27 protein-coding genes are annotated in these 23,375 nt (G+C 66.4%); 13 read left to right on the top strand and 14 right to left on the bottom strand.

The window, feature by feature from the left end:
* The first annotated feature begins 281 nt into the window (after positions 1–281).
* Both AC1DNE_RS03615 and AC1DNE_RS03620 read left to right on the top strand, forming a co-directional pair.
* Positions 282–1,094, top strand: a complete 813-nt coding sequence (locus AC1DNE_RS03615) for a rhomboid family intramembrane serine protease (RefSeq protein ID WP_441471715.1) — start codon at positions 282–284, stop codon at positions 1,092–1,094.
* Positions 1,095–1,293: 199 nt separating this feature from the next.
* Positions 1,294–1,725, top strand: coding sequence for a CBS domain-containing protein (locus tag AC1DNE_RS03620; RefSeq protein ID WP_441471716.1), 432 nt, complete (start codon positions 1,294–1,296; stop codon positions 1,723–1,725).
* Between the two features lie 120 nt (positions 1,726–1,845).
* Here AC1DNE_RS03620 and AC1DNE_RS03625 read toward each other — a convergent pair whose 3' ends face one another.
* The 3 genes from AC1DNE_RS03625 to folE form a co-directional block, all read right to left on the bottom strand.
* The gene (locus tag AC1DNE_RS03625) at positions 1,846–2,880 is read right to left on the bottom strand and encodes a patatin-like phospholipase family protein (RefSeq protein WP_441471717.1); all 1,035 of its coding nucleotides are present in this window, start codon (positions 2,878–2,880) and stop codon (positions 1,846–1,848) included.
* 136 nt (positions 2,881–3,016) lie between these two features.
* Positions 3,017–3,424: a phosphoribosyl-AMP cyclohydrolase gene (gene hisI / locus AC1DNE_RS03630; protein ID WP_476765900.1), complete on the bottom strand. Its 408-nt coding sequence runs from the start codon at positions 3,422–3,424 to the stop codon at positions 3,017–3,019.
* Positions 3,425–3,502: 78 nt separating this feature from the next.
* Complete coding sequence (gene folE / locus AC1DNE_RS03635; RefSeq protein WP_441471719.1) at positions 3,503–4,147, bottom strand: GTP cyclohydrolase I FolE; 645 nt, start codon at positions 4,145–4,147, stop codon at positions 3,503–3,505.
* Between the two features lie 185 nt (positions 4,148–4,332).
* On the opposite strand from folE, the gene AC1DNE_RS03640 reads away from it, so the two are divergent.
* The gene (locus tag AC1DNE_RS03640; RefSeq protein WP_476779277.1) at positions 4,333–4,779 is read left to right on the top strand and encodes an iron-sulfur cluster assembly scaffold protein; all 447 of its coding nucleotides are present in this window, start codon (positions 4,333–4,335) and stop codon (positions 4,777–4,779) included.
* Here the strand turns inward: AC1DNE_RS03640 and AC1DNE_RS03645 are convergent, their stop codons facing one another.
* The gene (locus tag AC1DNE_RS03645) at positions 4,780–5,538 is read right to left on the bottom strand and encodes a phosphatase PAP2 family protein (RefSeq protein WP_476840910.1); all 759 of its coding nucleotides are present in this window, start codon (positions 5,536–5,538) and stop codon (positions 4,780–4,782) included.
* Positions 5,539–5,675: 137 nt separating this feature from the next.
* Between AC1DNE_RS03645 and yidD the strand changes: the two genes are divergently transcribed.
* Positions 5,676–6,023, top strand: a complete 348-nt coding sequence (yidD, locus tag AC1DNE_RS03650; protein ID WP_476765932.1) for a membrane protein insertion efficiency factor YidD — start codon at positions 5,676–5,678, stop codon at positions 6,021–6,023.
* Here yidD and AC1DNE_RS03655 read toward each other — a convergent pair.
* On the bottom strand, positions 5,986–6,219 hold the full coding sequence (locus tag AC1DNE_RS03655; protein ID WP_476765903.1) for a hypothetical protein: 234 nt from the start codon (positions 6,217–6,219) through the stop codon (positions 5,986–5,988). The two genes, yidD and AC1DNE_RS03655, sit on opposite strands and share 38 nt — an antisense overlap.
* Before the next feature lie 244 nt (positions 6,220–6,463).
* Here AC1DNE_RS03655 and thrS point away from each other — a divergent pair, with 244 nt between their 5' ends.
* The 5 genes from thrS to AC1DNE_RS03680 all read left to right on the top strand — a co-directional run bounded on the left by thrS (position 6,464) and on the right by AC1DNE_RS03680 (position 12,827).
* Complete coding sequence (thrS, locus tag AC1DNE_RS03660; protein ID WP_476840911.1) at positions 6,464–8,461, top strand: threonine--tRNA ligase; 1,998 nt, start codon at positions 6,464–6,466, stop codon at positions 8,459–8,461.
* Between the two features lie 162 nt (positions 8,462–8,623).
* Positions 8,624–9,916: a DUF2157 domain-containing protein gene (locus AC1DNE_RS03665; protein WP_441471724.1), complete on the top strand. Its 1,293-nt coding sequence runs from the start codon at positions 8,624–8,626 to the stop codon at positions 9,914–9,916.
* Positions 9,916–10,533, top strand: coding sequence for a GDYXXLXY domain-containing protein (locus AC1DNE_RS03670; RefSeq protein ID WP_441471725.1), 618 nt, complete (start codon positions 9,916–9,918; stop codon positions 10,531–10,533). Before AC1DNE_RS03665 ends, AC1DNE_RS03670 begins: the two co-directional genes overlap by 1 nt.
* A gap of 318 nt (positions 10,534–10,851) precedes the next feature.
* Positions 10,852–12,078, top strand: a complete 1,227-nt coding sequence (locus AC1DNE_RS03675; protein ID WP_441471726.1) for an OpgC family protein — start codon at positions 10,852–10,854, stop codon at positions 12,076–12,078.
* Positions 12,079–12,101: 23 nt separating this feature from the next.
* Positions 12,102–12,827, top strand: coding sequence for an SGNH/GDSL hydrolase family protein (locus AC1DNE_RS03680; protein ID WP_441471727.1), 726 nt, complete (start codon positions 12,102–12,104; stop codon positions 12,825–12,827).
* Positions 12,828–12,844: 17 nt separating this feature from the next.
* Here the strand turns inward: AC1DNE_RS03680 and AC1DNE_RS03685 are convergent, their stop codons facing one another.
* Positions 12,845–13,753 (bottom strand): hypothetical protein, encoded by a 909-nt coding sequence (locus AC1DNE_RS03685; RefSeq protein ID WP_441471728.1) that lies wholly within the window; start codon positions 13,751–13,753, stop codon positions 12,845–12,847.
* A 103-nt stretch (positions 13,754–13,856) separates the two neighbouring features.
* Here AC1DNE_RS03685 and AC1DNE_RS03690 point away from each other — a divergent pair, with 103 nt between their 5' ends.
* Together AC1DNE_RS03690 and AC1DNE_RS03695 are read left to right on the top strand one after the other, a co-directional pair.
* Positions 13,857–14,426 (top strand): nitroreductase family protein, encoded by a 570-nt coding sequence (locus AC1DNE_RS03690; protein WP_441471729.1) that lies wholly within the window; start codon positions 13,857–13,859, stop codon positions 14,424–14,426.
* A 1-nt stretch (position 14,427) separates the two neighbouring features.
* Positions 14,428–15,036, top strand: a complete 609-nt coding sequence (locus AC1DNE_RS03695) for a flavin reductase family protein (RefSeq protein ID WP_441471730.1) — start codon at positions 14,428–14,430, stop codon at positions 15,034–15,036.
* A 137-nt stretch (positions 15,037–15,173) separates the two neighbouring features.
* Here AC1DNE_RS03695 and AC1DNE_RS03700 read toward each other — a convergent pair whose 3' ends face one another.
* The 3 genes from AC1DNE_RS03700 to AC1DNE_RS03710 are packed head-to-tail and all read right to left on the bottom strand — an operon-like array spanning position 15,174 to position 16,789.
* Complete coding sequence (locus AC1DNE_RS03700) at positions 15,174–15,389, bottom strand: heavy-metal-associated domain-containing protein (RefSeq protein WP_441471731.1); 216 nt, start codon at positions 15,387–15,389, stop codon at positions 15,174–15,176.
* A gap of 19 nt (positions 15,390–15,408) precedes the next feature.
* Positions 15,409–16,287, bottom strand: a complete 879-nt coding sequence (locus AC1DNE_RS03705) for an HpcH/HpaI aldolase/citrate lyase family protein (RefSeq protein ID WP_441471732.1) — start codon at positions 16,285–16,287, stop codon at positions 15,409–15,411.
* Positions 16,288–16,291: 4 nt separating this feature from the next.
* Positions 16,292–16,789: a MaoC family dehydratase gene (locus tag AC1DNE_RS03710; protein WP_476840912.1), complete on the bottom strand. Its 498-nt coding sequence runs from the start codon at positions 16,787–16,789 to the stop codon at positions 16,292–16,294.
* Positions 16,790–16,982: 193 nt separating this feature from the next.
* Here AC1DNE_RS03710 and AC1DNE_RS03715 point away from each other — a divergent pair, with 193 nt between their 5' ends.
* Both AC1DNE_RS03715 and AC1DNE_RS03720 read left to right on the top strand, forming a co-directional pair.
* Positions 16,983–18,062: a lytic transglycosylase domain-containing protein gene (locus AC1DNE_RS03715; protein ID WP_476765906.1), complete on the top strand. Its 1,080-nt coding sequence runs from the start codon at positions 16,983–16,985 to the stop codon at positions 18,060–18,062.
* Positions 18,059–19,273, top strand: a complete 1,215-nt coding sequence (locus AC1DNE_RS03720; RefSeq protein WP_476765907.1) for a DUF2336 domain-containing protein — start codon at positions 18,059–18,061, stop codon at positions 19,271–19,273. Before AC1DNE_RS03715 ends, AC1DNE_RS03720 begins: the two co-directional genes overlap by 4 nt.
* Positions 19,274–19,285: 12 nt before the next feature.
* Here AC1DNE_RS03720 and AC1DNE_RS03725 read toward each other — a convergent pair whose 3' ends face one another.
* From AC1DNE_RS03725 to AC1DNE_RS03745, 5 genes are all read right to left on the bottom strand, one after another.
* Entirely contained in the window at positions 19,286–20,059 is a 774-nt protein-coding gene (locus AC1DNE_RS03725) for an NAD kinase (protein ID WP_441471736.1), read from the bottom strand.
* 150 nt (positions 20,060–20,209) lie between these two features.
* Positions 20,210–21,079 carry an MBL fold metallo-hydrolase gene (locus AC1DNE_RS03730; protein WP_476765908.1) on the bottom strand — a complete coding sequence of 290 codons (870 nt, stop codon included), beginning with the start codon at positions 21,077–21,079 and terminating at the stop codon, positions 20,210–20,212.
* A gap of 188 nt (positions 21,080–21,267) precedes the next feature.
* Positions 21,268–21,732, bottom strand: a complete 465-nt coding sequence (locus AC1DNE_RS03735; RefSeq protein WP_441471738.1) for a hypothetical protein — start codon at positions 21,730–21,732, stop codon at positions 21,268–21,270.
* Between the two features lie 229 nt (positions 21,733–21,961).
* Complete coding sequence (locus AC1DNE_RS03740) at positions 21,962–22,351, bottom strand: hypothetical protein (RefSeq protein ID WP_441471739.1); 390 nt, start codon at positions 22,349–22,351, stop codon at positions 21,962–21,964.
* Between the two features lie 314 nt (positions 22,352–22,665).
* A complete protein-coding gene (locus AC1DNE_RS03745) occupies positions 22,666–22,953 on the bottom strand; it encodes a hypothetical protein (protein ID WP_441471740.1) in 288 nt (95 codons plus the stop codon).
* Between the last annotated feature and the right edge of the window lie 422 nt (positions 22,954–23,375).

Genomic DNA, 23,375 nt, shown 5'->3' on the forward strand with positions numbered 1-23,375 from the left:
CACCGTCGTCTGAGTCGGGGGAGGCAGGCGGGGGCATTAGGGTTAACCAAATCTTACCTTTGTGGAAGATCGCTAGAATGCGTATAAAATGCTTCGGAATTCGCGGGCGCGGAGCCTGCCCGCAATGCGAGGTGGAAGGGGGCGTGACCTTGCCGGCCGGTCCTACCGGGCGGCGTCACAGCCTGCGGAGAAGGGGAGGGCGCGAGCCACTCCCCTTTTTCGTTGCATCATGTGCAGGCGGTGCTTGCGTGGCATGGACGCTTCGGCAAGTGTGACGCCGCATGGCTTTTCAAGATCCTCCCCGGCCGGCACGTGAGCCGGCGCTCAACCTGCCTCCGGCCGTCGTCTGGCTGCTCGCCGCTCTGGCGCTCATCCAGGCGGGCCGTTCCTTGCTGTCCGACTATGACGATTACGTCCTGATGTCGTGGCTGGCCTTCGTGCCGGCGCGGCTGACGCTGTGGCTTTCGCCCGGGCGGCTGGAGGACGTGGTCGGCGCGATGGCGCAATCCACGGCGGGGCAGGATGTGGTCGAGAGGCTGCAGCTCGTGCGGCTGCTCCTCGCCGACGGCGGCGTCAGGCTCTGGACCCTGCTGACCTACGGGTTCCTGCATGGCTCCTGGCTGCATCTGGTGTCGAATGCGGTCTGGCTGGCGGCGTTCGGCAGTCCGGTGGCGCGGCGGCTCGGGACGAGCCGCTTCCTCAATCTGATGGCACTTTCGACGATCGGTGGTGCGCTGCTGCACTGGTGGTCGCGCGAACTCGACGTCCTGCCGCTGGTCGGCGCGTCGGCCGGCGTTTCCGGAGCCACCGCGGCGGCGATTCGTTTCGTCTTCGCTCCAGGCCTGCGCTTCGGTGAATTGGGCAACGATGAGGTGGTGCGGGCGATCCCGGCCGAACCGCTCGGCCAGCTCTGGCGCAATTCGCGCGCGCTCCTGTTCATCGCCATCTGGTTCGCGACGAACATCCTGTTCGGGGCGGGGCTGGTGCCGATCCTCGGCGAGGAGACGAGCATCGCCTGGGAGGCCCATATCGGCGGTTTCGTCGTCGGGCTGCTGCTGTTTCCGCTGTTCGATCGAGGCACGCTCAGGCGCTGAGCGGCGGGGTTCGATCCGGAGGGAGATAGCGTTCGGCGAACGGCTGGCGAGCCTTGCCTGCGCCGGTCTCTTCCCCCACACTCTCAATCATTGCGAAGCACTCTTCGAGCCGATCCGGCATCGCGAGGTTGCCGGTGGCTCGCGGGGTTCCAGCGGAACCGCGCGCCGGCAATTGGCGCGCCTGCGAGGAGGGACTTCCATGAATGTCGAGAAGCTGCTGGGCGACAAGGGACGCGAAGTCATCTCGGTGCTGCCGCACCGGACGCTGGCCGAGGCGATCCGCACGCTGAGCGAGAAGCGCATCGGTGCCGTGGTCGTCATGGGGGCCGACGGAGCGCTGGTCGGCATCCTGTCCGAGCGCGACATCGTCCGTGCGCTGGGAGAGCATGGTGCCACGGCATTGGAGAGCGCGGTGTCGCGGTCGATGACGTCCAAGGTCGTGACCTGCCGGCCGCAGACCAGCGTCGATGAGTTGATGGAAATCATGACGATGGGCCGCTTCCGCCATATCCCGGTGGTCGAGAACGGGCGCGTCACCGGCATTGTCTCGATCGGCGACGTCGTCAAGCATCGCGTCGCGGCGATCGAGGCCGAAAGCCAGGCGATGCGCGACTATATCGCGATGGCCTGACGGGTATTGCATCGGACCGGAAGTGGAGCCGCGCTTTTCGGAAAAATCCGATACGATAACGAATACATGGATCGCCGTTGTCGCGTCCGGTGGGACGCACGGTGATCCAGCGCGTCCGGCTCAGCTTTCCGGCGCGATATGGCTGGCGGCGACGAGGGCGGCGATATCGTCGAGCGCGCGCTGCGCCGCCTGCCGCCCGAACTCCATGGTTTCGTCGGCGCGATGGAAATCGAACAGGCCGATTCGGCCGAGCTTCGGGCCGATCATCACGTCCGGGGGATCGCCGGCGAGTCGCGAACGCGAGATCCGATCCTGCGTGATATTGAAGGCGTCGATCATGACGCCGGCGAGGCCCGGACGGTTCTCGGAGGGGCGGCCGACGATGTTGCGGACGCGCTTGGCCGCGCCGCTGATACCGTCATACCAGCGTGGCTCGGGGCGGATCTCCAGCTCGGGGACGAGCGGGTCAGGATCAGAGCCGTGGTTCTGGATGATCGTACCGCGGCCGGAGAGATCGTTGTTCAAATTGACGCAGATCACGATGTCGGCACCGAGTGCGCGGGCCGCTGTGACCGGGACCGGGTTGACCAGCGCGCCGTCCATCAGCCAGCGACCGCCGAGCTTCACCGGGTCGAATACGCCGGGCAGGGCATAGGAGGCGCGCAGTGCCTCAACCAGCGGGCCGTGCGTCAGCCAGATTTCGTGACCGGACCCCAGCTCGGTCGCGATGGCGACGAAGCGATTCGACAATTCCTCGATACGGATGCCGTCGACATGCTGGTCGAGCAGGCGCTTGAGCCGTCCGCCGGAAATGAGGCCGGCGCCGCCGATATGGAAATCCATCAGGCCGACGATGCGGCGCTTGGTCAGGCTGGTGGCGAATTCGGCGAGTTCGGGCAGCTTGCCGGCGGCGAAGCAGCCACCCACCACGGCGCCGATCGAGGTGCCGGCGATCACGTCGGGGGCGAAGCCCGCTTCGATCAGGACTTCGAGCGCCCCAATATGAGCCCAACCGCGGGCCGCGCCGCCGCCGAGCGCCAGGCCAATCTTCGGCCTGCCCGCCAAGGACTGCTCTTCGATCGAACGCATCTCGTTCATTGCGGCACCACCTCCGCCGAGACCAAAGGCCCGCCGCGCGGCATCGTCCCAGAACATGGACCCATTCCTCCGTAGGGATTTAGGGTCTCAGAAGCCGATGAGTGAATAGTGAACGGCATGACAGGCGGCATTATCGCCTGCATTTGACGAAACCGTGAAGGCGCCGCCGCGGCATTGCCGATGCGCGCAGGCTTCAGGTGCATAGGACGAGTGGCTTCTGCGCATCCTCGCGCAGCGGCTGGACCCGATAGAAGCAGGAGCAGCGGCCGGTGTGGCAGCAGCCGCCATCGCCGCCGACCCTGACCTTGAGCCAGATCGCGTCCTGATCGCAGTCGACCCGCATCTCGACGATGGTCTGTATCTGGCCCGAGGTCGCACCCTTGTGCCAGAGCTCCTGGCGCGAGCGCGACCAGTACCAGGCCTCGCCAGTTTCGATCGAGCGCTTCAGCGCCTCGGCATTCATATGCGCGACCATCAGCACCGCGCCGCTGTCGGCTTCGGTGGCGACGACCGTCACGAGGCCATTCGCATCGAAGCGGGGGCTGAGCACCATGCCCTCCTCGAGGGCGCGTTTGTCGGCCGCAGCGGGGAAGAGGCTCATTGGCGGCTCCATCGTGGAAAAGGCGCGTCATCCGACGCGCCTTGTAGGGAACTGGCCGGGTGACGCCAACCGTCGGGATCACAGTCCCGGCGACTTCACCATCGTGAAGAAGCGGACCTGCTCGGCCGGATCATCGCGGAAGACGCCCCGATACTGCGTCGTCATGGTCGAGGAGCCCTGCTTCTGCACGCCGCGCATCGACATGCACATATGCTCGGCCTCGACGAGGATTGCGATGCCGCGCGGCTCCAGCGCCTCCTCGATCACATCGGCGATCTGTGCGGTCATCGTCTCCTGCGTCTGCAGGCGCCGGGCATAGACGTCGACGATGCGGGCAAGCTTCGAGAGGCCGACCACGCCCTTCGACGGGTAGTAGCCGATATGCGCCTTGCCGACGAAGGGAACCATGTGGTGTTCGCAATGCGAATAGAACGGAATGTCGCGCACCAAGACCATGTCCTGGTAGCCGTCGACCTCCTCGAAGACGCGGTCGAGGATGTCATGGGGGTCCTCGGCATAGCCGCTATAGAGTTCCTTGTAGGCCTTGGCGACGCGCTGGGGGGTCTCGAGGAGACCTTCGCGCGACGGATCGTCGCCGGCCCAGAGTATGAGCGTGCGGACGGCGGCCTCGGCCTCTTCCCGCGTCGGCTTGCGGACCAGAAACTTGTCAGCGGAGGGGCCGATGGCCCCCTCGACGGACAAGGACTTAACCACAGGGATCATGTGGTGCCTCCCGTTGGGACGGTGGGGGCCACGCGCCCGGCGGCCAAGCGACCGCGACCGCGAGGCCGTTGCGACAAGTTTCACGCCCTCAGGCGGAAGAGGTTTCCATGCCCTCCCGTTTCGCGGCGATCAACCCTATATTGGGTTCCCAGGCCGGTCATTCCAGATCGGCGAGAGACCAAGCCATGCTGGACGACGTCTACAACAAGCGCATCCTCTCGCTTGCGGCCAACATCCCCCTGCTGCAGCGGCTGCCGTCTCCGGACGCCACGGCGCGGGCTCATTCGAAGCTATGCGGCTCCACCGTGACAGTCGATGTCACCATGGAGGGCGACGTCGTCACCGGCTTCGGCCATGAGGTGAAGGCCTGCGCGCTCGGACAGGCTTCCTCCTCGATCATGGCACGGCATGTCGTCGGCTCGACGGCGGAGGAACTGCGCCGGGTGCGCGAGCAGGCCCGCGCCATCCTGAAGGAGAATGCCGAGCCGCCGGAGGGCAAATGGGCCGATCTTGCCGTGCTCGTGCCGGTGCGCGACTTCAAGGCGCGCCACGCCTCGACGATGCTGACCTTCGATGCGGTGGTTGATGCGATCGACCAGATCGAGGCGCGGCGGCGCGAGGCCGCTGCCTGATCACTTCACGCCGAAGGCGACCTTGATCTCCGGAATCGTCTCGTCGAACCGGGCCTTGAAGGCGCGTTCCGCCAGCAGGGCCTTGGCGACGGCACGCCCGACCTTGTCGCCGGCGGCGAGATCGCTGGGAAAGTGGAAGCCGCAGATCAGGCGGCTTTCGTCATAGCTCTTCACGCGCTCTTCGAGCTTGTCCGCCATTGAGGGGACCGCCGTCTTGAGCAGTTCCGAATAAAGCGCAGCCGTCGCCGCATGGGCGGAGGGGAAGGACGTACCCTCCGGGCGCGCACCGGGGCAGGGCTTGACGCGGACCTTGGACCAGAGCTGGAAGGGGCGCGTGCGACTCGTCAGGCGGTGGACGCTCTTCAGCAGGATGCCAAGCTCGACCTGCGCTTCGCGGAACAACAGCCGCACCTCGCGATGGGTGCTGTCGACATAGTTCGTTTCCATGCCATTCAGGAAGTTGACCAGCCCCTGGCGCTGGTCGGCGATCGCCTGCTTCTCGCGCTCCGGTGTGCGGCCCTGCGTGAGCTGCTGCACCTGCTCGAACTCGGCCTTGGCTTCCGGGCTGTTCTGCGCCGGGGGCAGGCCGATGATATGCGCGACGTCGATCTTCGCGCCGTCGAGCCAGAGCAGGTAAGGCCGCTGCTGGGCCGAGGCCGGCGCGGCGAGGCCGAGGCTCAACGCCAGTCCGAAACCCGCAAGAGTATTGCGCAGGTGGACTGGGCGAAGGAGGGCATGGCGAAAGCGAGCGGCGCGCATCATGTTTCCGGTACTAGGCAATTGAAGGCGGGAATGGAAAGCGGGTTCTGGTGGCGACTGAACAAGACGAAGCAGACGATCTATTCCAGCGTCTCTTTGTTAAGCAAAGATTTTCGCGCTTGCGAAGCCTTGCGCTTTTGCCGCGCCGTTCTGCACATTTCGCAATTCGCGGCTATCAGCTCAGTCTCTCCATGCTGGTCGGACGCCATTGTCGGCATTGGCCAAGCTGCTCCGTCTATACCGACGAGGCGATCCAGCGCTTCGGCTTGTGGCGCGGCGGCTGGGTGGGCCTTGCGCGGATCTGTCGCTGCAACCCATGGGGAACGAGCGGCATCGATATCGTCTGCGAGCAACTGCCGGCGGGTGCGAACTGGTTTCGTCCGTGGCGATACGGCCGCTGGCGTGGAACCCGCGTGCCTGAATCGGCAGGGCTCGCTGCGCCGGGCCCTAGGATTTCCCTGGACGCTGGGCCTGGGCGGCCTTGAGCGCATCCTTGCAGCCATCCGAGAAAGAAGCCTCCTTCTGGTGCATGCAGGCGAGCAGACGGCCGCCGCCGGGCCTGATGGCGGGACAGTTCTTCGCGAAATCCGCCTGACAGGCGGCGCGCACCGCAGCCTGATCCTGAGCGAGGGCCGGGACGGAAACGGCAAACAGCAGGGCAGCCAGCGAGATGCGGATCATGGGCGGTCCTTTCCGGATGGGATTCAGGAGCCTCAAGGGTGATTGCAGCACGTTTGTGGGGGCCTGACCATGGCGTGACAAATCGGCAAGCTCGCGGCTCTCCGTGATTGCGCGCTGCCGCACCGTCGTATAGGCGAGGGCCTCTCGCGCGCGCCGAACCGGCTGCGGGCCCGCGCGCTCTTCCGACAGGCAGCCGGCCTTGACTTACGGGGTTCGTATCCCCGAGTGAGCAGGAGCGCGATCGATGACGATCTCCCTGACTTTTCCCGATGGCGCCAAGCGCGAATTCCCCTCCGGCATCACCGGGGTCGATATCGCCAAGGGCATTTCCCCCTCTCTCCTGAAGCGCACCGTCGCCATGGCGCTTGACGGCACGGTCGTCGATCTCGCCGATCCGATCGAGTGCGATGCCAGGATCGAGTTCCTGAACCGGGAAGACCCGCGTTCGCTGGAGCTGATCCGGCACGACACCGCGCACGTGCTCGCCGAAGCCGTGCAGGAGCTTTTCCCCGGCACGCAGGTGACGATCGGCCCCGTCATCGAGAACGGCTTCTACTACGATTTCGCCCGCAACGAGCCCTTCACCCCGGAGGACTTCCCGGCGATCGAGAAGAAGATGCGCGAGATCATCGCGCGCGATAAGCCCTTCACCAAGGAGGTCTGGAGCCGCGACAAGGCCAAGGACTTCTTCGCCAACAAGGGCGAGGCCTACAAGGTCGAGTTGGTCGATGCAATTCCGGCCGACCAGACACTGAAGATGTACGCGCAGGGCGATTGGATCGACCTCTGCCGCGGCCCGCACATGACCTCCGTCGGCAAGGTCGGCAACGCCTTCAAGCTGATGAAGACCGCCGGCGCCTATTGGCGCGGTGACAGCAAGAACGCGATGCTGACCCGCATCTACGGTACCGCCTTCGCCAAGCAGGAGGAACTCGACGCCTATCTCAAGCAGCTCGAGGAGGCGGAAAAGCGCGACCACCGCAAGCTTGGTCGGGAGATGGACCTGTTCCACTTCCAGGAGGAGGGGCCGGGCGTCGTGTTCTGGCACTCCAAGGGCTGGCGGCTCTTCCAGGAGATCATCGCCTATATGCGCCGGCGCCTCGCTGCCGACTATGAGGAGGTGAATGCGCCGCAGATCCTCGACAAGTCGCTCTGGGAGACCTCCGGCCACTGGGGCTGGTACCAGGACAACATGTTCGCGGTGAAGTCGGCTGCGGCCTTCGAGAACCCGGCCGATGCCGAGCGCGACCATCGCGTCTTCGCCCTGAAGCCGATGAACTGCCCCGGCCATGTCCAGATCTTCAAGCACGGGCTGAAGAGCTATCGCGACCTGCCGATCCGCCTCGCTGAGTTCGGCAACGTCCATCGCTACGAGCCGTCCGGCGCGCTGCACGGGCTGATGCGCGTGCGCGGCTTCACGCAGGACGACGCGCATATCTTCTGCACCGAGGAGCAGCTCGCGGCCGAGTGCCTGAAGATCAACGACCTGATCCTCTCGGTCTATTCGGATTTCGGCTTCACCGACGACCTCGTCATCAAGCTCTCGACCCGGCCCGAGAAGCGCGTCGGCTCCGACGAGCTGTGGGACCACGCCGAGGACGTCATGACCAAGGTGCTGGAGCAGATCGCGGCACAGTCGGGCAACCGGATCAAGACCGAGATCAATCCGGGCGAGGGCGCGTTCTACGGGCCGAAGTTCGAATATGTGCTGCGCGACGCCATCGGCCGCGACTGGCAGTGCGGCACGACGCAGGTCGACTTCAACCTGCCGGAGCGTTTCGGCGCCTTCTATATMGGCGCCGATGGCGAGAAGAAGCAGCCGGTCATGGTCCACCGTGCCATCTGCGGCTCGCTGGAGCGCTTCACCGGCATCCTGATCGAGCACCATGCCGGGCATTTCCCGCTCTGGCTGGCGCCCGAGCAGATCGTGGTCTCGCCGATCACCTCGGACGCCGACGGCTATGCCGAGGAGGTGACGATGGCTCTAATGGGCGCCGGCCTGCGCGCCCGCGCCGACCTGCGCAACGAGAAGATCTCCTACAAGGTGCGGGAGCACTCGCTGGCGAAGGTCCCGGTCATCATCGCCGTCGGCAAGCGCGAGGCCGAGGAGAAGACCGTGACGATCCGCCGCCTCGGCAGCCAGGCCCAGACGGTGATGCCGCTCTCGGAAGCGCTCGCCACGCTGACGCAGGAGGCGTCGGCGCCGGACGTCGCGCGGACGAAGGCAGCCAAGGCGGCGTGACCTGTCCCTCCGTCATGCCCGGGCTTGCCCCGGGCATGACGGGAAAGAGAGGCTCCTGTCCCCTGAGAGATTCTCGGGTCGAAGCCTTGCTTCGCCCGAGAATGACGGTCGTTGGAGCGTACCTCTAGCTAAAGCCGCTTCGCTCATGCCAGATTGCCGGCGATGCTGACGGGTTCCTATCGCAAGCGGCTCGAGGCCGATCTCATCCGCTGGGTCGATGGCGGGCTGCTCAGCGCCGAGAGCGCCGGCTCGATCCGCCGCTCCGTTGCCCGTGAGCAGAGCGGTTTCGGCCTGCCGGCGCTGCTTGGCCTGCTTGGCGGGCTGCTGATCGCATCGAGCGTCGCGGCCTTCGTCGCTGCAAACTGGGAGGCGATCCCGCGCCTCGCCAAGCTCGGCATGATCCTCGCGAGCATCGCGGTCTGCCTTGCGCTCGCCTTCCGGCTGGAGCGCGGGGGCTCAGCCCGCGGCAGCGATGCGGCAGTGACCTGCGGCGTGCTGATCTTCGGCGCCGGGGTCGCGCTCGTCGGGCAGATGTACCATCTGCCGGCTGATTGGGCAGGTGGGGCCGTGCTGGTCGCGCTGGGAGCACTCGCGGTCGCCTTCCTGATGCGGTCGAGCGGAGCTCTCGCCATCGCCTTCGTCGCCATCTGCGCCTGGAGCTTTGGGCGCTGGGAGGAAGCGCGCGGCGGCGCCCATTTCGAGTTCTTCATCCTCTATCTTCCGGCGCTGTGGCTGGCCCTGTCGCGCAATAACCGGCTGATCCAGCATCTTGCCGTGCTCACCGGCGCGTTCTGGATCGGCATGGCGCCCGGCTACTGGCTGTTCGAGCGCTTCGATTACGGCCTTCTCGCCTATGGGCTGGCCGTCTCGGCACTTTATGTCGCGCTGGGCGCGATCGCGCTCGACCGGGGCGGTCCGGGCCTGCTGACGGCCTGCCTGCCCTGGGGCCTGCTCGGACTCGTGGTCGTTCTCAATGCCGAGCTGATCCGCATCCTCGACAATGACGAGGCCCGCGCCGGGCATGCCTTCCTCTTCGTGTTCTACGCTTATGCCGTCGCGGTCCCGCTGACGATCCTGGCCGGGGTAACAGCTCGTGACCGGCGCTTCACCTGGCCGCTGGCGGCAGCGCTCGTGCTGTCGCTGCTGGTGCCCGCCGTGTTCTGGAGCGGCACCGCCACCGGCATGCCCGGCAAGATTGCCGTGGCAAGCCTCATCCTCCTCTCGGCTACCGCTCTCATGGTCGCCGGGGCGGCGGGGGGCGTTCGCCGGCTCGTCATGGCGGGTTCCATCCTGTTCGGCATCGCGATCCTGATCCTGCTCTGGCAGACGATCGGCACGCTGCTCGACCAGTCGCTGTTCTTCCTCGTCGCCGGGGCGGCGCTGCTGGCCGTTGCCTCCGGGGCGCGGCGCCTGTTCGCGCGGCTGAACCCGCCTGCCGGGAAGGAGGCCGCGTGATGCGTCCGTTCTCGGCCGATGGGATTGCCGTGAAGGTGCCACTGCTCTGGCGCACGGTCGCCGCCGCGCTGGTGCTGGGTCTCGCCTTGCTCGCACTGGTCGAGCAGCGGGCGCGCATCCTGCGCAACGGCACGGAGGTGCGGCTGAAGACGGTGCCCGTCGATCCGCGCGATCTCTTCCGCGGTGATTATGTCGTGCTCGCCTATCCGATCAGCATGGTCGAGACGGGGCCGGAGGGCGCGCGGCCATACCAGCGCGGCGACAGCGTCTTCGTCACGCTCGGCCGCGACGAGCAGGGCTTTGCGCGGGCGCTCGGCGTCTCGCGCGAATGGCCGAAAGGCAGCGGCGAGGCGGTCGTGATCGCCGGGCGCGTGACGTCGATCGGAGGCTGCGCGATCAACGCCAACGGCCAGACTGATTGCAACCGAAGCGGCAGCCGCCTGCGCATCGCCTACGGGCTCGAGAGCTATTTCGTGCCCCAGGGCGAGGGCAAGGCGATCGAGACCACCGAAAAGGCCCGCATCGAGGTCGTCGCGGCCGTGTCGCCGTCGGGCGAGGCCGCGATCAAGCGACTGCTGATCGACGGCAAGCAGGTCTATCAGGAACCGCCCTACTGACGGGCGGGCAGTCCGCCAATCAACGATTGCGCGGAATTGAAGCGGCGCTCTGACAGCTGCACAGCGGCTGGGGCGCATCACGTTGCCGTGTTGCCAGACGCTCGCAGGCGATTTGTCTCACCTCCGCCGCAAAGCGGCAGAACGGTCGCCACACGCGCTTGTGACAACGCGCCGCGTGACGGGAATCCTCTTCAGTTATATGAACGGCAGATGAACAGACTCGACAGGGAATGTTCATCTCAAGGCCCGTCGACGGGGAACCGCGACCAGCCGCCTGCGTTCCGCCCGAGCCTTTCCTCGCTGCTGAAGGACAGCCCCGTGTCGTCCATCCCCTCCTTCAGACGCTTCCTGCTTCTCGGCCAACGGGCCGACGGCGTGGTGCGCTCTGCCGGCGGGCGGGATGCGCGGATCGACGTGGTGCGCGGGCTCGCGCTGCTGATCATCTTCATCAACCACATGCCGGGGAACGTGGTCTCGGCCTATATGCCGCACAGCTACGGCTTCTCGGACGCGGCCGATATCTTCGTCCTGCTGGCCGGCGTCTCGGCTACCCTGGCCTATGGCGGGCTGATCGAGCAACGTGGCCTGTCGCTCGCAGCGCTGAAGCTCGGCGGGCGGATATGGACGCTCTACATCGCTCATATCGCGGTGTTCGTGCTCGTCTGCGGGGTCGTCGCCACCGCGGTTACGCAGACGCAGAACCCGCTCTACATCGAGACGATCAATATCCAGCCCTTCTTCCGCGACACGGTCGAGGCGCTGATCGGCGCGCTGACATTGACCTATCAGCCGTCCTATCTCGACATCCTGCCGCTCTACATCGTGCTGCTCGCGCTGTTCCCGGCGATCTACTATGCCGTGCGGATCAGCCCGCTGCTGGCGCTCGCCATCTCGCTGACGATCTGGCAGGTCGCGCTCGCCTTCGAGCTCAACCTGCCGAACGGCAGTGCCGGTGTCTGGTTCTTCAACCCCTTCGCCTGGCAAGTCGTTTTCACGGTCGGGATCATCATCGGCCGGGCGGCGCAGCTCGGCGTTGCCGCGCCGCGGCTGCTGTGGCTCGATGTGGCTGCCGTCGCGTTCATCGCCTTCGCCTGGGTGGTAAAGATCTCGTCAGGCAACCCGACGGGCATCGGCGCGTTGAATGATTGGTTCGATTCCGTCCAGCTCGGCTCGGATAAGACCAATCTGGCCTGGACCCGGCTGATGCATATCGGCGCGCTGGCGTGGCTCGCGATCCGCTGGCTGCCGACGGGCGGGGCGATGGCGAAGCCGGCAGTCGGGCGCGCATTGGCTTCGACGGGGCAGAATTCGCTCCACGTGTTCTGCGTCGGGATCGTGCTCTCGATCATCGGGCAGATCGTCCTGGCGGAAACGTCCTTCGCTTTGGGCATTCAGTTGCTGATTTGCACAGCGGGCATTACTATTTTGGCAGGGTTAGGGATTTTCCTGTCGTGGTACCACTCGATCACGAAACGCGGCGCAAGCGCCGAACCTGTCCCGGCCCGTGGCGCGCAGGCGCCGCGGCCCTCCTTTTCCTCGCGCTGAATTCATCCGCCATCGCGGTGCCGATGCCGGCGCTGTCCGACACACGCTGCCGCGCCGATGCGACGAAGCCCGTCTTCCAGCCGAATTTGCCAGCCGCGCGCAAGGCACTGCAGGAAACCGGCAAGCTGACGATCGTGGCGCTCGGCTCGTCCGCGACGGCCGGCTCCGGAGCCAGCGCTGAGGACAAGAGCTATCCGTCGGTGCTGCAGACCGAACTCAGACGCCGCCTGCCCGGCGCCGAGGTCAATGTCGTCAACAAGGGGGTCGGCGGCCAGTCAGCGTACGACATGCTGCTCCGCATGCAGGCGGACGTCATCGACGAGAAGCCCGCGATCGTGATCTGGCAGACCGTCATCAACGACGCGATCCGCGACATCGGCGAGGAGAAGCTCGCCAAGATCCTCAACAAGGGCATCGGCAAGGCGCGCGCCGCCGGGATCGACATGGTGCTGATGGATCTGCCGTGGTTGCCGCGCGAGGGGCGCTATCCGCATTACGACGACTATCGCGCGGTCCTGATGCGGACGGCGCAGGAGCAGGGCATCTCGCTCTTCCCGCGCTATGCGCTGATGAAGGGCTGGTCGAATTCGCGGCAATTCACGCCGGAGGAACTGCTCGGCATGGACGGGCTGCATCTCGTCGATGCCGGCTATCGCTGCCTCGGCCTGCGCCTCGCCGACGGGATCGTCTCAGGCATCGGCAATGTCCGGATCGAGACGGCAGGCCGTGAGATGAAGCCGGTGAACTGAGCGCTGGCGAAGCCCGACTACTTCGCGAGAACCTCGATATCGCGGTCGGAGCCCGACTCGACCTTGAAGTCGCGCGAATAGACCTGTCCCTCCTGCCGGGCGATCAGGACATAGTCGCCCTCGGCCAGGATGACCTGCGGGAAGGCGCCGATGGCCTCGCGGATGACGTCGCCGCCCGGCGTCAGCACGCTGAAGGCGGTGCCGGCGAAGGCCTCGCCTCCGGCGCTGGCGACGAGCTTCAGGGTGACCTTGGCGGCGCGGTGATGCAGCGTGGCTTCGGTGACCTTGCCGGTCTCGACCTTCACGTCGGCGCGCTGGATGGCGTTTGAGTCGCCGTAGGTGGAGACGACATGATAGGTGCCCTCGGGCAGGCGGATGATCTCGCCGGCCTTGGCGCCGCTGGTGATGAGCCGCCCTTCCGAGTTTCCCTGCAGGGGCACGAAGACGGAGAAGGTGAGCTGCCCGGCCGGGATCGGGGCGTCACCGATCGAGCCCGCCAGCGAGAGCGCGCCGGCGCTGATCTGCACCTGATCGCGCAGCCCCTGCGCGCCTACGCTGACGCGCTTGGTGCCGCTGGCGAAGCCGTAGGCGGCATGGACGATGTAGTTGCCCGGTGGCACCGAGAAGCTGGGTTCGGATTCGGAGGAGCGCGCGATGATTTTTGGGGCCGATCCGTCCACGGTTTCGCTGAGGATGCGCCAGTTCAGCCCGGACTTGATCGGCCTGCGATCGCTTGCGAACTGCGCGGAGACGCTGAGCCTGGCCTGTGCGCTCGGAGCGCCGGGGATCGCGGGGGCCTGGGTGTCCGCGCCGGGGCCGGCGTCGGGCGTCGTGGTTTGGGCTGATGCCGGCGATAAGAGGACGGCCATGGCGAAGACGACGCCGGCGAGGCGGCGGCCAGCTTCAAAACCATCCAATTCAAACATGCTTTCCGTCCTCGACGCCCCTGCGGCCATGTATGAGCAGGCACGCTTGTCCTCATCATGGCGAAGGAATAGGTCAATCCTATCGCCATCATCCGGATGTTTCATGACCGATACGCTCTCTCTGCTCAAGCTGCGTCGCTCTGTGCCGCCGCAGTTCCTCTCCGCTCCGGGGCCGCAAGGCGCCGAGCTCGACGAATTGCTGGCGATCGCGGCGCGTGTGCCGGATCACGGGAAGCTGGCGCCATGGCGCTTCATCATCTTCGCCGGTGCGGCGCGCGAGGAGGCGGCCGAGGTGGTCGCGCGCGTCTTCCGGAAGAAGAACCCCCAGGCGAACGACGATCAGGTCGAGTTCGAGCGCAAGCGCCTGCTGCATGCGCCCGTCATCGTGGGGGTGGTCTCGCGGGCGCGCGAGCACGTCAAGATCCCGCTCTGGGAGCAAGAGCTCTCGGCAGGCGCCGTCTGCATGAACCTGCTCGTCGCGGCCTATGCCATGGGCTATGCCGGCTCCTGGCTGACGAACTGGTTCTCCTTCGACCGCGAGGTGATGACCGCGTTCGGGCTCGCCGAGGACGAGCGGATGGCCGGCTTCATTCATATCGGCACGCCGACCGCGCCCATCACCGATCGAGACCGCCCGGTGATGGCCGACATCGTCAGCTATTACGGTGCCTGACGTGAGCTACTACTCCGCGACGAAGGACGAACTCGGCTTCACCTACGATCCGTTCAAGGCGATCGTGGCGCCAAGGCCGATCGGCTGGATCACGGCGCTGAGCGCGAAGGGTGAGGTCAATCTCTCGCCCTACAGCTTCTTCAACGCGATCTCGTCGCGGCCGAACATCGTGATGTTCTCTTCGGAGAACAAGAAGGATGCGGTCTCCTTCATCGAGGAGACCGGCGAATTCACCTGCTCGCTGGTGACGAAGGTGCTGGCGCAGCAGATGAACCTGACCTCGGCGCCGCTGCCGCGCGGCGAGAACGAGTACATCCATGCCGGGCTCGAAATGGCGCCGTCGCGCTTCGTCAAGCCGCCGCGCGTCGCAGGCACGCCGGCTGCGCTCGAGTGCAAGCTGCTTTCGATCCAGCAACTTCATGATCTCGACGGCAACGCCGTGCCGCGCTGGATGGTGCTTGGGCAGGTCGTCGGCACCTTCGTCGACGATGCCTTCGTCAAGGACGGGCGCTTCGATACGGCCGGCGCCAACCCGATCGCGCGCTGCGGCTATGCCGATTATGCCGAGGTGACGAGCCTGTTCTCGATCCAGCGGCCGGCGGGCGGGTAGGGCGGTCGTCGGGCCGGCGTCATTCTCGGGTGGAGCGAAGCGCAGACCCGAGGATCTCGTGACAGGAGGATGCCAGGCCTCCTTCGGCCGGAGATGCTCGGGCCGCGCCCGAGCGTGGCCCTCTGTGACTGCCGGCTTCAGCCCTGCGCCAGAGGCCCTTTGGCGCGGTAGTCGCCGAGTGGGGAGAGGGCGCGGTTGATCGCCTCGGCGTCGAGGTCGACGCCATCCGGCAAAGTCAGTTGCGGCGGGTCGAGCGTGACTTTCGCGCCCGCGACAAGCGCCGTGGCCGCCTGTTGGACGCGCGAGGCGCAGCCGCCGCAATGCATGCCCGAAATCGCAAAAACCTGAGTCATCCGAATCGCCTCGGGCCGATCATTCAGCCAGTTTCTGAGCGCACGCGAGAAGCCGCTGCGCCCTGACCAGATGGGGACGATCGAGCATTTCACCATCGAGGCCGATGACGCCGGCTCCGGGATTGGCCGCAAACAGCGCGACGATCTGCTCCGCCTTGGCCAGTGCTGCCGGCGAGGGCGAGAAAATCTCGTTGATCGGCGCAACCTGGGCCGGATGGATCGCCATCTTGCCGGTGAAGCCGTCCCGCCGCGCCGCCAGGCATTCGGCGCGGAAGGCGGCTTCGTCCCGGAAATTGGTGAAGACGGTGTCGATCGCCTCGACCTGCGCCGCCGTTGCCCCGAACAGCGTCAGCGCGCGGGCGAGGCGGTAGGGATCGGTATAGGAGCCGTCCTCCAGCCGGTTGGCTTCGGCGCCGAGATCGGCTGAGAGGTCTTCGGCTCCCCAGGTCAGGGCCATCAGCCGGTGGGAGGAGCGGCTATAGCTGCCGAGCCCGAAGATGCCCTTGGCGTTCTCGGTGGTGATGGGCACGATCCGCGTGGTGCCGTCGGGCAGGTCGGACTCCGCTTCGCGCACCGCGATCTTGGCGGCGAGGTGGCCGACATCGGCGCCACCTTCCGATTTCGGCAGCATGATCGCGTCGGGCGCGCCGGGCATGACGGCGTCGAGATCGGCGTCGCTCATCCCCGTGGCGAGGCCGTTGATGCGCACGATCAGCAGCGGGCGCTTCGGCAGCGGGCGGGTGGCGTCCAGGAAGGCGCGGGTGATCTCGCGCGCCTGCGGCTTGGCGTCGAGCGCGACGGAATCCTCCAGATCCAGGATCAGCGCGTCGGCGCTGCTCTCCAGGCCTTTCAGCTGCTTCTTCGGGCTGTCGCCCGGCACGAACAGGAGCGAACGCATGACGTCAGACCGCGACCGTGGCGGGGACGGGCCGCTTGCGCATGAAGGCCTGGCGACGGCACTGGGCGACGAGCGTGCCGTCCTGCTTGTAGGCCTTGTGCAGGAAGTCGACGATGCCGGCATCGGGCCGCGAGCGCGACTCGCGCTTGGCGACGATTTCCGTCGTGCAGTTCACGGTGTCGCCCTCGAAGAGCGGGGCGGGGAAAGCGACGTCGGTCATGCCGAGATTGCCGATGGTGGTGCCGACTGTGGTGTCGTTGACGGAGATGCCGATCATCAGCCCGAGGGTGAAGAGCGAGTTCATCAGCGGCTTGCCCCACTCGGTCTCGGTCGCGCAGAAATGTGCGTCGATATGAAGGGGTTGCGGGTTGAGCGTCATGTTGGAGAACAACATGTTGTCCATCTGTGTGACGGTTCGGGTCAGGCCGTGCTCGATCACCGCGCCGACCTGGAAATCCTCGAAATAGATTCCGCCACGCTTGTGACGCACCACATCCGCCATCGACGCCTCCGCCTTCGCCTCGCCCGCCGCTGAGCCGGCACGAGAAGTCGTAGAATGCCATCCGCCGGGAGGAAAGCGGAAAGCGCGGCGTTAAGCTTCGGGAGGGGGCGCTTAACGGTTCGCTTACCATAATGGAGCATTGTTTGGATTGCGCTTTCCGCAATTCACGAAAGCCGCATGCCGAAGGCTCCAGATGTTCCTGTTCACCACGCCGCAGACCCGCGACGCGCAGCCAGCTAATCCGGTCGTCAGCGCCATCCGCCAAGGCGCGGAACGGACAGGCGCGGGCTTCGATTACCTGCTCAAGACGGCGCAGCGCGAATCCTCGCTGGAGCCGGAGGCCAAGGCCAAGACGTCGAGCGCGACCGGGCTCTTCCAGTTCATCGAGCAGACCTGGTTATCGATGGTGAAGCAGGAGGGGCCGAAGCAGGGTCTCACGCAATATGCCGATGCAATCTCCGAGAGCGGCGGGCGGCTGACGGTTTCCGACCCATCTGCGCGGGAGAAGATCCTGCAGCTTCGCAACGATCCGCAGGTGGCGGCGTTGATGGCCGGCGCGTTGACGCAGAAGAATCGCGACCAGCTTGCCGGCGCCCTCGGGCGGCAGCCGCAGGCGGGAGAGCTCTATATGGCGCATGTGCTCGGTGCGCGCGGTGCCTCCGACCTGATCAAGGCGGCAGCCAGTGATCCCAATCGCGTCGCGGCGCGCGACTTCCCGGAGGCCGCGGCGGCCAACCGGTCGATTTTCTACGACAAGGCGGGCCAGGCGCGCAGTGTCCAGGAGGTTTATGGCGTGCTGGCGGCGAGCCATGCCAACACCCAGGTTGCGGCGAGCGCCACGCAAGGCCCTCCGGCGGGGCAGGGCGATATCCCGGAAACCGAGATCGCCGCTGCGCTGCGTCCGGGCCGCGCGAAGGGGCTCGTCGGCCTGTTCTCCACCAATGGCTCGCGCGATCCGGTCTCCAAGGCTGTCGCCAATCTCTGGACGACGCCGAGCCGGGGCGGCACGCGCATGGCGTCGCTCGATGGCGGGGAGCGCTATTTTCCGCGCCCCGGCCAGAGCGACGCGACGTCGGCGTCCGATGCGAACTCCCCGACCGACGCTCTCGCGTCGACCGATTCAGGCAAAGTCGTCAACGCGCCGTTGCCGCCCTCGCGGCCGAGCGAGCTGTCCTCCACCACCGCTGCGGCACCGCAGGCGGTGGCGGCAGGGAAAGCACGTCGCGGCCCGCTCGACCTGTCCTCCTTCATGATCCGGCGGGGGGGAGCATGATCGTTCGCCGTTTCCTGCTCTGGGCTCGGACCGCACCGGCCGAAGCGCGCGCCTCGGGCGCTGCCGCGCTTGCGGGCGCCTATCTGCGCTCCGGAATGTCGGACGAGGATCGACGCGAGGCGGAGACGGCGCTGATCGCGCTGATCGACGACCCCTCGCCGCTGGTTCGGCGGGCTATTGCAGAAGAAATGGCTCCCTCGATGCGCACGCCGCGCAACCTCGCGCTCGGCTTGATCGCCGATCAGAGCGATGTGGCGGCGCTGGTCCTGGCGCATTCGCCGGTGCTGACCGAGGCCGATCTGGTCGACGCGGCGGCGGTTGGCGACACGCTGGCGCAGCGCGCGATAGCGATGCGCCGCTGCCTGCCGGTCAGCGTCTGCGCGGCGTTGGCGGAGGTCGGTTGCGAAGAAGCGCTGATCACGCTCGCAGGCAACCGTACTGCAGAAATCCCCGATTTCTCGTTTGAGCGCATGGTCGAGCGCCGCGGCGACAGCGGTGCGCTGCGCGAGGCGCTGTTGGAGCGGGCGGACCTGCCCGCCGGGCTGCGGCAGAGCATCGCCGCGCGCGTGTCGGACACGCTGGCGAGCTTCGTCGCCGGTTGCGGCTGGTTGACCCCCGAGCGCAGCGCCCGCCTCGCGCGCGAGGCCACCGAGCGCGTCGCGGTGGCGCTTGCGGCGGGAGGAGAGGCGACAGATGCGCCGGCGGTGGTCGAGGTTCTGCGCGCGACCGGGCGGCTGACGCCCGGCCTGATGCTGCGCTCTCTGCTGAGCGGAGAACCGGCGCTGGCGGAGGCCGCCTTCGTCTCGCTTGCCAACTTGCCAGCTGCGCGGGTCGCAGCGCTGCTGCGCGACAGACGTGGTGCCGGGCTCAAGGCGCTGTGCCGCAAGGCCGGATTGCCGACTGCACTGGAACCGGCCTTCACGGCCGCGATCCTTGCTCTCAATGCTCGTGGCTTCGATGCGGGCGGCGCACGGCACGGCATCGACCGTGACTTGTTGCGCGACGTCCTGATCGCCTGCGAGGCGATGGAGGGTTCGGAGGCCGATTCGCTCATGGCGCTGCTGCGGCGCATGGATGCCGAAGCTGCCCGCGACGAGGCGAAGGTTCTGGCGGATTCGTTCGCCGATGATGCGGCACTTGCCCTGTTGATCGAAGCCGACCCAGCCTTCCTGGTGGAGCTCGAAGCGGGCGATCTGCGCGACGTCGCCTGAGACGAAGGTAAGCTAGTAGCCGAACTGCTCGCGCAGGATGCGCTCGTCCAGGCTGTGGCCGGGGTCGTGCATCATCACGAGATCGACTGCGCGGTCGATCTCGATCGAAACGGAGGTGACCTCGTCGATCTGGGTGTGATCGGCAACGGCACTGACCGGCCGCTTATCGGCTTCCAGCACTTCCACGAAGACTTTGGCGTGATCCGGCAGGAGCGCCCCGCGCCAGCGACGGGGCCGAAACGCCGAGATCGGCGTCAGCGCGAGGAGGGGTGCATCGAGCGGCAGGATCGGCCCATTGGCCGAGAGATTGTAGGCGGTGGAACCCGCAGGCGTCGCGAGCAGAAGCCCGTCGGCGATCAGTTCCGACAATCGCACCTGGCCATCGACCGAGATCCGCAGCTTCGCGGCCTGGTAGGAACGGCGCAGCAGCGAAACTTCGTTGATCGCCTTGGCCTGCACCGTCGCGCCATTGCGGTCGACGGCCTGCATCGACAGCGGGTGCACGATGCTGCGCTGGGCGGACTCCAGCCGCTTTCGCAGGCCGCGCTCCTTGAACTCGTTCATCAGGAAGCCGACCGAGCCGCGATTCATCCCGTAGATCGGTTTGCCGGTGCCGAGAAAGCGGTGGAGCGTCTGCAGCATCAGCCCGTCGCCGCCGAGCGCGACCACGACATCGGCTTCCGCTGGATTGGCGTTGCCATAGCGCTCGACCAGCTTGTCGAGCGCCGCCTGCGCCTCAGGCGTATCACTGGCGACGAAGGAGATCGCGCCGAATCGGTCGGTCATAGCGTGTCCTGAAGGGGCAGGCCCTGCGGCATCGGCGCAGGCTTAACACGACCGGATGGCGGGCGGCGAGACTACGCCGACGACAAACCCCCGAGACGAAAGAGGCCGGGCTTTCGCCCGGCCTTGACGAGAGGCGATGCGCGGTGCCGGTCAGATCGCCGGAGTCCACTGGACCGGCACCATCTCGAAGCCGTTGCCGTCCTTGGCGATGTAGCCGACGGCCGGGAAGGGCGCGTGGTAGAAGGCGACCTGCATCCGATCGCTCGAGACCATGTCGAGCAGCTTGCGGCGGGTGGCTGCGGCCTGGGTCCCGTCCATGTCGAAGACGGCCGACCAGTCGGGATTGCGCACGAAGAGCGCGGGATGATTGGTCGTGTCCGACATGATCATCAGCTTGCCGTTCCCAGAGGTGAGGGCGAAGACAGTGTGGCCGGGCGTATGTCCGGGTGCGGCGATCGGGGTCAGCCCCGGCAGGATCTCCTTGCCCGGCTCGAACTGCTTCACGTCCTTGGAAACCGGGCCGAAGACACGCCGCACGCCGGCAAAGGCGCCCTTCATGGCTTCCGGCGCCGCGTTCATCTTGGCGTCGTCCATCCAGAAGGCCCATTCGGCCGCCGGCACCATGACTTCCGCATTCGGGAAGACGGCCGTGCCGTCCTTCAGGCGGAAGCCGTTGATGTGATCGCCATGGAAATGGCTGAACACGACTGTCGAGACATCCTTCGCTTCGAAGCCGGCAGCCTTGAAGTTCTTCATCCAGGTGCCGGAGGTCGGCGCGCCGGAATCGCCGTTGCCGGTGTCGATCAGCGTGAGCTTCCCGCCGTGCTGGATCGCCAGCGTCGTGAAGGTGATGTTCAACGCGTCCTGCGGCAGGAAGGCCTGATCCATGGCCTTCTTGACGTCGGCGAGCTCGGCATTGCGGACGAAGCCTTCCAGCGGACGCTTGGCAAAACCGTCATTGATGGCGGTCACCGTCACATCGCCGACCTTGTAGCGATAGAAACCGGGAGCTTGATTCACGGGAACTCCTTGCGCTTGGGCCAGACCGAGCCCCGGAAGGTCCAGGGTTGCAGCTGCGACGAGAGCACCTGCACCCGCCATCGCGGTCCGGCGCGAAAATCTTATGTCCTGCATCGTTTACTCCCCTCAGATCGCAGGCAGACTAGCGGGGGCAGGTGACCGTTCAACCGCGACAATGTGTCGATAGGTCAAGTTTCCGTGAGGCGGCCGACGGGAGCGGTCGCACCGGCGGCTTCCGCGGTCTCGGAACCCTGCCGGCCCGCGGAATCGCGCCGCGCGAGGGCGCGCAACATCGCGGCGCAAAGGGCGAGCGAGCCCATCACGCCCTGGCCCGAGCAATCGGCGACGAGTGCCTGGAACGCAATGGCATCGTCGCCTGCCAGGCATTGCAGGCTCCAGCTCCAGTCGGGAGCCTTCTGCCGCAGGAGCGAGACGGCGACATCAATGTCGGCGCTGACCGCGCCGAGAGTCTTCCAGAAGGAGCCATGCTGATAGATGCCGCCGGCCGGGGTGCGGCGGGTGGCGAGTCGTGTCGGCTTGCGCCGCACCGTGTAACCGAGCGCTTCGTAGATATCGGCATCCAGCTCCCGGTCGGGCTTGCTGGAAGTCTCGCAGCGCGCGGCCAATGTCAAAAGATGAGTCCGGTCGTCCATTCCGGGTTCGCACAAGGATCGATCAGGGGTAACGCCGCCAGGCGGCGACGGCGTGACCGAACATCTACCTCATGATGGCGCGTGCCGGCCAGCCATCTGTACGGGCCGGCCGATCCAGGATCGCCGTGCCTCCCATCGGGCGCGACGACGGTGGTCCACGCGTTTGTTATCGCGCCGGATCTTTCCGAAAGGTGGATTTCACCTTTCGGTCAGATGCTATAGCGGGCTTTCAGTAGCCGACGACTGCGCCGCGCGCGTGACCGCCGGGCACGCGGCAGGAGCAACCCGTACCGAGAGGGGCGGGCGCGTAGAGGGTGCAGATCCTCACCGGCGTGCTGCATTGGCCGCCATCTGCGGTGGGCACCACCTCATAGGCCGGATAAACGGGATAGGCAGGGTAGGCATAGGCCGGATAGGCAGCCACCGCGCCGAGCGTCGCGACTGCGGCCAGGCCGGAAGCCACGCCCCAGTAAGGATATCCGCCCCCGCCCCAATAGCGCCGATAGGGATAATAGCCACCCCAGTAAACGGGTCTGCGCGGGTAGAAGCCGGCGCCACGCCAGCCCCAGCCGCCACGCCAACCGGTGCCGTAGCCGGGGCGAATCCCGTAGGGCCTCATGCCGATCCCGTGAGCGTGAAAGCCGCCGGCGCGGAAGCCTCCGCCTCCGAAACGATATTGAGCGCTCGCTGAAAATCCAGTGGCTAGCAGCGACGACGCAACCGATACAGCGAGAAGCAGAGAGCGACGCATGCGAATCTCCCCGGAGAACGGGACTCACCCCACACGCTGAACGTTGTGTCGCGGCTCAAGTTCCACCTAAATCGCCGGGCGCCCGATCGGACGCGGCAACGGCGATCTATGCATTTGTTACCGCATCGGATGTTTCCGAAAAGCGGAGTCCCGTTCTCGGTCCGATGCTGCAAGCGCCGCGGTCAATCGAACCAGCGCGACTGCGATTTGCAACGGTAGCCGACAAAGCAGGCCTCCTGGTCGCGACTTGGAACCCAGGCCGGATCGAGCGATTCGTCGAACTGGCAGAAGCTCCGGTCGCGGACAAAGCGGTCATAGGTGAAGCCGCCCGTGCCGAGCACGATCGCGCCATGCACCTGGACATCCCTCTGGCTGGCCGCACAAGGGCGCGATACGGTGGAGGGGCGCGCCTGTGCCAGTGCGGCGCCTGCATTCAGCGCGAGAACGAGCGTGAGAGCGATGGCCTTCATCGGAGCCTCCCGGCCTGTCGAGGCGGACAACTGACCCGCTGCGCCAAAACGTTCCCGCAGCGGGTGGATGTCAATCCCGAAACACGGTTCCACGCGAACCTGCCAAGGCAGCGATGCCATGCCAGCGGCCGCCCTGCAGGTTTCGCGATCGTACTGGCTTGGCTTGCGACCGTGCCGGGACAATGAGACGCCGGGAGCTTACGAGGCTGCAGCCAGGGCCAGCAGGGCGCCCATGATATTGATCGCCGTCAGCAGCCAGTGAGGCACTACGGCGGCGACGATTGCCGATACTTCGCCGTTCTCGAACATTGGCCCCTCACGCCACGCTCCAACCGGCCGATTTCAATTGATCCGAGGAAAGTCMGCAGCCCCCAAACGGGGGCATCTCGACGCAATCCGGCTCGCCTCTGGAGGGCGGCAGG

This window comes from Allobosea sp. 05L423 (genome assembly GCF_056397745.1).

Excerpts from the sequence above, each read along its gene's own strand:
- AC1DNE_RS03615 (WP_441471715.1), top strand. The coding sequence starts at position 282 with ATGGCTTTTCAAGATCCTCCCCGGCCGGCACGTGAGCCGGCGCTCAAC.
- AC1DNE_RS03620 (WP_441471716.1), top strand. The coding sequence starts at position 1,294 with ATGAATGTCGAGAAGCTGCTGGGCGACAAGGGACGCGAAGTCATCTCG.
- AC1DNE_RS03625 (WP_441471717.1), bottom strand. The coding sequence starts at position 2,880 with ATGTTCTGGGACGATGCCGCGCGGCGGGCCTTTGGTCTCGGCGGAGGT.
- hisI (WP_476765900.1), bottom strand. The coding sequence starts at position 3,424 with ATGAGCCTCTTCCCCGCTGCGGCCGACAAACGCGCCCTCGAGGAGGGC.
- folE (WP_441471719.1), bottom strand. The coding sequence starts at position 4,147 with ATGATCCCTGTGGTTAAGTCCTTGTCCGTCGAGGGGGCCATCGGCCCC.
- AC1DNE_RS03640 (WP_476779277.1), top strand. The coding sequence starts at position 4,333 with ATGCTGGACGACGTCTACAACAAGCGCATCCTCTCGCTTGCGGCCAAC.
- AC1DNE_RS03645 (WP_476840910.1), bottom strand. The coding sequence starts at position 5,538 with ATGCGCGCCGCTCGCTTTCGCCATGCCCTCCTTCGCCCAGTCCACCTG.
- AC1DNE_RS03655 (WP_476765903.1), bottom strand. The coding sequence starts at position 6,219 with ATGATCCGCATCTCGCTGGCTGCCCTGCTGTTTGCCGTTTCCGTCCCG.
- AC1DNE_RS03665 (WP_441471724.1), top strand. The coding sequence starts at position 8,624 with ATGCTGACGGGTTCCTATCGCAAGCGGCTCGAGGCCGATCTCATCCGC.
- AC1DNE_RS03670 (WP_441471725.1), top strand. The coding sequence starts at position 9,916 with ATGCGTCCGTTCTCGGCCGATGGGATTGCCGTGAAGGTGCCACTGCTC.
- AC1DNE_RS03680 (WP_441471727.1), top strand. The coding sequence starts at position 12,102 with ATGCCGGCGCTGTCCGACACACGCTGCCGCGCCGATGCGACGAAGCCC.
- AC1DNE_RS03685 (WP_441471728.1), bottom strand. The coding sequence starts at position 13,753 with ATGTTTGAATTGGATGGTTTTGAAGCTGGCCGCCGCCTCGCCGGCGTC.
- AC1DNE_RS03690 (WP_441471729.1), top strand. The coding sequence starts at position 13,857 with ATGACCGATACGCTCTCTCTGCTCAAGCTGCGTCGCTCTGTGCCGCCG.
- AC1DNE_RS03700 (WP_441471731.1), bottom strand. The coding sequence starts at position 15,389 with ATGACTCAGGTTTTTGCGATTTCGGGCATGCATTGCGGCGGCTGCGCC.
- AC1DNE_RS03705 (WP_441471732.1), bottom strand. The coding sequence starts at position 16,287 with ATGCGTTCGCTCCTGTTCGTGCCGGGCGACAGCCCGAAGAAGCAGCTG.
- AC1DNE_RS03710 (WP_476840912.1), bottom strand. The coding sequence starts at position 16,789 with ATGGCGGATGTGGTGCGTCACAAGCGTGGCGGAATCTATTTCGAGGAT.
- AC1DNE_RS03715 (WP_476765906.1), top strand. The coding sequence starts at position 16,983 with ATGTTCCTGTTCACCACGCCGCAGACCCGCGACGCGCAGCCAGCTAAT.
- AC1DNE_RS03720 (WP_476765907.1), top strand. The coding sequence starts at position 18,059 with ATGATCGTTCGCCGTTTCCTGCTCTGGGCTCGGACCGCACCGGCCGAA.
- AC1DNE_RS03725 (WP_441471736.1), bottom strand. The coding sequence starts at position 20,059 with ATGACCGACCGATTCGGCGCGATCTCCTTCGTCGCCAGTGATACGCCT.
- AC1DNE_RS03735 (WP_441471738.1), bottom strand. The coding sequence starts at position 21,732 with ATGGACGACCGGACTCATCTTTTGACATTGGCCGCGCGCTGCGAGACT.
- AC1DNE_RS03740 (WP_441471739.1), bottom strand. The coding sequence starts at position 22,351 with ATGAGGCCCTACGGGATTCGCCCCGGCTACGGCACCGGTTGGCGTGGC.
- AC1DNE_RS03745 (WP_441471740.1), bottom strand. The coding sequence starts at position 22,953 with ATGAAGGCCATCGCTCTCACGCTCGTTCTCGCGCTGAATGCAGGCGCC.